The following is a 4837-nucleotide window of genomic DNA, read 5'->3' on the forward strand; positions in this document are numbered from 1 at the left end:
CCCCGGACCCGGCCCCGGTCGGGCCTATGCTCCGAGCCCCCGCACCACCACGCCCTCCACCGGCTCCCCGGCCTCGTCCTCCACCACCACCGCGTCCCCGCTCCACCGCACCGCGTACCGCTCCACCTGGCCCGGCTCGAACCCCGGGCCCGGGTCGCGGATCACCGCCCCGCCGCCCGTGAGGCCCCGCGCCGGAGCCCACGCCTCCAGGACCACCGACCCGTCGGGCGCCCGGACCGGCAGCAGCGAACCCGCCCGTGCCAGCACCGGGATGCGGTCCACCGGCGCGTCCAGCAGCACCTGGCCCGGACCCTCGTACGCGGCGCCCGTCGCGGTGTCGTACCAGCGCCCCCGGGGCAGCCGCACCGCCCGCCGGTCCGACCCGCGCTCCAGCACCGGAGCCACCAGCAGCGCGTCGCCCAGCAGGAAGGCGTCCTCGCAGTCCCGCAGCGCCCGGTCCTCCGGCGTCCCCCACCACACGGGGCGCACGTAAGGGGCGCCGGTCCGCCGCGCCAGGTGGGCCAGCGTCACGAAGTACGGCCGCAGCCGCTCCCGTTCGCCGAGGACCGCCCGCGCCGCCTCCGTGGTCTGCGGCCCGAACTCCCAGGGTTCGCGCCGCCCCGCCCAGATCGCCGAATGGGTCCGGAACAGCGGCAGGTAAGAGCCGAGTTGGAGCCACCGCAGGTACAACTCGGGGGAGGGCGAACCCCAGAACCCGCCGACATCGGGCCCCGAGTACGGCACCCCGCACAGGCCGAGCCCCAGGACCAGCGCCAGCGAGGCCCGCAGACCGCCCCAGGTGCTCTCCACGTCCCCCGACCACGTGCCCCCGTACCGCTGCATCCCCGCCCACCCCGACCGGGAGAAGAGGAACGGCCGCTCGGCCGGGCGCAGCCGTACGAGTCCCTCCCAGCCCGCCCGCGCCATCCCGAGCGCGTACACGTTGTGCGCCTCCCGGTGGTCCCCGCCGGCCCCGTCCAGTACGTGCCGCGCGGAGCGGGGGAGCGTCCGGTCCCCGAACGGCGCGAAGGAGACCGGTTCGTTCATGTCGTGCCAGACGCCGGCGAAGCCCTGCGCGAGGCGTTCCTCGTACAGCCCGCCCCACCACTCCCGGGCCTCGGGATCGGTGAAATCGGGGTAGGCGCACTCGCCCGGCCACACCTCCCCCCGGACCTCCCGCCCCTCCGCGTCCCGTACGAAGGCCCCGTGCGCGCCGACCGCCAGCCCCGAGGTGTGGACCGCGTCGCCCGCCTTGACCGCCGGGTCGACGATCGAGACCAGCCGCACCCCCGCCCCCGACAACTCCCCGGCGAGGCCGGGCAGATCGGGGAAGGTGTCACGGTCCACGGTGAAGACCCGGTGGCCGTCGTAGTGGTCGATGTCCAAGTGCAGGGCCGACAGCGGCAGTTCCCGTTCCGCGTACCCGGCCACGATCCGGCGCACCTCCGCGGCGCTGCCGAACCCCCACCGCGCGTGCTGGTACCCGAGCGCCCACTCCGGCGGCACGGCCGCCCCGCCCGTCAGCCCCGACCAGCCCTGCAGCACCCGCGCCGGCGGGCCCACGAGGACCCAGCACCGCAAGGGGCCGCCCTCCATGCGCAGTTCGCACGACCCAGGCCGGTCCGCGCCGGAGCCGGCGCCCTCCTGGCCCTCCCGCAGCACCACCCGCCCGTCCCAGGAGTTGTCGTGGAACACCAGGTGCGTACCGGCGTCCGCGACCACCAGCTGCACGGGCATGGTGATGTACAGGGGGTCCACGCCCGGCCCGAACCCGCCCTTGGGGTCGGTGTTCCACAGCCGGTAGGACCCGTCCCGCAGGCGCGGCCCCGCCGACCGCCCGCCGAGCCCGAAGACCCGCGCGTCCGCCGGGACCTCGCTCCGCAGCAGCCACCGCGCGGCCGGCCCACCCCCGGCAGGGTCCACCGCCGGCTCCCCGCCGTCCCCGTCCGGGTCCACCGGCTCCCACCAGCGCGGCGGCAGGTCGCGGCGCAGCACCGTACCGCCCGGTGTGCGCACCTCGACGGCCCCGTGCCGGGACACCGCCACCGTCACGCGCTCGGAGACCACCCGCCAGCCGCCCCCGGTGTCCGGCTCCAGCACGGCGCGCGGATCGGGCTCCGGCCCGTCGCCGACCACCGCGTACGAGGGCGTGGGCGCGGCCCCGTCCCACCCCCAGAACACCGCTCCGCCCACGGTGACCCGCACCAGCAGCTCCGAACGGGTGAACCGCAGCACGCCACCGCCCGGCCGCGGCTCGGTACCGGTCAGCAGCCCCGGCACCCGCGCCCGCTCCGCGCCCCGGGGCGCCAGCCCCGCCGCGTCCACGCGCCGGTTGCGCCAGGCCGAGCGCCAGGCGCGCCGCCCCCGCTCACTGCCGAGGTCCCGTACCGCACGTACCAGCTCACGACCGTCCATGGCGCCCACCCTGCCACCGGCACCCGGCCCAGCAGGCTGCGTTCAACTGCCGTTCACTCTCAAAAGGATCACATCCGACCGCCGATGACGGCTCTGGTGCGGATGTCGATCACGTGGCATCGTCCCTGTGAGCCCTCGCGCGGACACCCCCCGCGCGGTGGCACCGTACGAACACCACACGACACGCCCACGAAGCGCGAGCCGCAGACGTGACCGGGAGCCGACCCATGACCGCAGCCACCCCACCCGAGCCCCTCTGGGCGCCTGGCCCCGACCGGATCGCCGCGGCCCGGATCACCGCCTTCCAGGCCTGGGCCGCCGAACACCACGGAGCCCCCGCCGAAGGCGGCTACCCGGCCCTGCACAGCTGGTCCGTCGACGAGCTCGACACCTTCTGGCAGGCCGTCGCCGAATGGTTCGACGTCCGCTTCACCACGCCGTACGAGAGCGTCCTCGCGGACCGGTCCATGCCCGGCGCCCAGTGGTTCCCCGGCGCCACCCTCAACTACGCCGAGCACGCCCTGCGCGCCGCCGAGGACCCGGCCCGCGCCGCGGACGCGGCCCTGCTCCACGTGGACGAGACCCACGAGCCCACCCCCGTCACCTGGGCCGAGCTCCGCCGCCAGGTCGGCGCGCTCGCCGCCGAACTGCGCGCCCTCGGCGTACGCCCCGGCGACCGGGTCAGCGGCTACCTCCCCAACATCCCCGAGGCCGTCACCGCACTCCTCGCCACCGCCGCCGTCGGCGCCGTCTGGACCTCCTGCGCCCCCGATTTCGGCGCCCGCAGCGTCCTGGACCGCTTCCAGCAGGTCGAACCCGTGGTCCTCTTCACCGTCGACGGCTACCGCTACGGCGGCAAGGAGCACGACCGCCGCGACACCGTCGCCGAGCTGCGCGCCGACCTCCCCTCGCTGCGCGCCGTCGTCCACATCCCGCTCCTCGGCACGCCCGCCCCGGCCGGCGCCCTGGAGTGGGCGGCCCTCACCTCGGGCGAGGCCGAGCCGGTCTTCGAGCCGGTCCCCTTCGACCACCCGCTCTGGGTCCTCTACTCCTCCGGCACCACCGGACTGCCGAAGGCGATCGTCCAGTCGCAGGGCGGCATCCTCCTCGAACACCTCAAGCAGATCGGCCTGCACTGCGACCTCGGTCCCGAGGACCGGTTCTTCTGGTACACCTCCACCGGCTGGATGATGTGGAACTTCCTCGTCTCCGGCCTGCTCACCGGCACCACCGTCGTGCTCTACGACGGCAGCCCGGGATTCCCCGACACTGGTGCCCAATGGCGCATCGCGGAGCGGACCAAAGCCACCCTGTACGGGACTTCCGCCGCCTACGTGATGGCCTGCCGCAAGGCGGAAGTCCATCCCTCCCGGGACTTCGACCTCTCCTCCGTGAAGTGCGTGGCCACCACCGGCTCCCCGCTGCCGCCCGACGGCTTCCGCTGGCTGCACGACGAGGTGGCCGAGGACCTGTGGATCGCCTCCGTCAGCGGCGGCACCGACGTCTGCAGCTGCTTCGCCGGCGCCGTCCCCACCCTCCCGGTCCACATCGGCGAGCTCCAGGCCGCCTGCCTGGGCACGGACCTCCAGGCCTGGGACCCCGCGGGCAAGCCCGTCACCGGGGAGGTCGGCGAGCTCGTCGTCACCAACCCCATGCCGTCCATGCCGATCCGCTTCTGGAACGACCCCGACGGCAGCCGCTACCGCGACAGCTACTTCGAGATGTTCCCCGGCGTCTGGCGCCACGGGGACTGGATCACGATCACCGACCACGGCTCCGTCGTCATCCACGGGCGCTCCGACTCCACCCTGAACCGCCAGGGCGTCCGGATGGGCTCCGCCGACATCTACGAGGCCGTCGAGCGGCTCCCGGAGATCAAGGAATCGCTGGTCATCGGCCTGGAGGAGGCGAACGGCGGCTACTGGATGCCGCTCTTCGTCCACCTCGTGCCCGGAGCTGTCCTCGACGAGGACCTCCGCGCCCGGATCAAGGCGACGATCCGCGAGGAGCTCTCCCCGCGCCACGTGCCCGACGAGATCATCGAGGTCCCGGGCATCCCGCACACCCTCACCGGCAAGCGCATCGAGGTCCCGGTCAAGCGCCTCCTCCAGGGCGCTCCCATGGCCAAGGCGGTCAACCCCGGCTCCGTCGACAACCTGGAGCTCCTGAGCTTCTACGAGGAGCTCGCCCGCACCCGGAGCTGATCGGCAGGGTCACTGTCAGTGGCCATCGTTACCGTGAGTGAGCAAATGATCGCGCCACTCAGGGGGAACCATGCCACGCTCCAACGACAGCAGGACCGCCGCGGGTTGCGGCCCCCCCCCCCCCCCCCCGCGCCGCCCCCAGCGCCGCCCACATACCAGCACCCACGCCCTCCAGCTCCCATCCGAGGCGGGAGCAAATACAAAAAAACAACACCAAC

Annotated in this window: 2 protein-coding genes; one reads left to right on the forward strand and one right to left on the reverse strand. The window is 74.2% G+C overall.

Annotated elements, in window-relative coordinates:
- Positions 1–24: 24 nt before the first annotated feature.
- On the reverse strand, positions 25–2415 hold the full coding sequence (locus ACWGDE_RS36190) for a glycoside hydrolase family 31 protein (RefSeq protein ID WP_453393322.1): 2391 nt from the start codon (positions 2413–2415) through the stop codon (positions 25–27).
- Between the two features lie 227 nt (positions 2416–2642).
- Here ACWGDE_RS36190 and ACWGDE_RS36195 point away from each other — a divergent pair, with 227 nt between their 5' ends.
- On the forward strand, positions 2643–4619 hold the full coding sequence (locus tag ACWGDE_RS36195; RefSeq protein WP_453393323.1) for an acetoacetate--CoA ligase: 1977 nt from the start codon (positions 2643–2645) through the stop codon (positions 4617–4619).
- Positions 4620–4837 lie beyond the last annotated feature (218 nt).

The organism is Streptomyces sp. NPDC054956 (assembly GCF_053609185.1).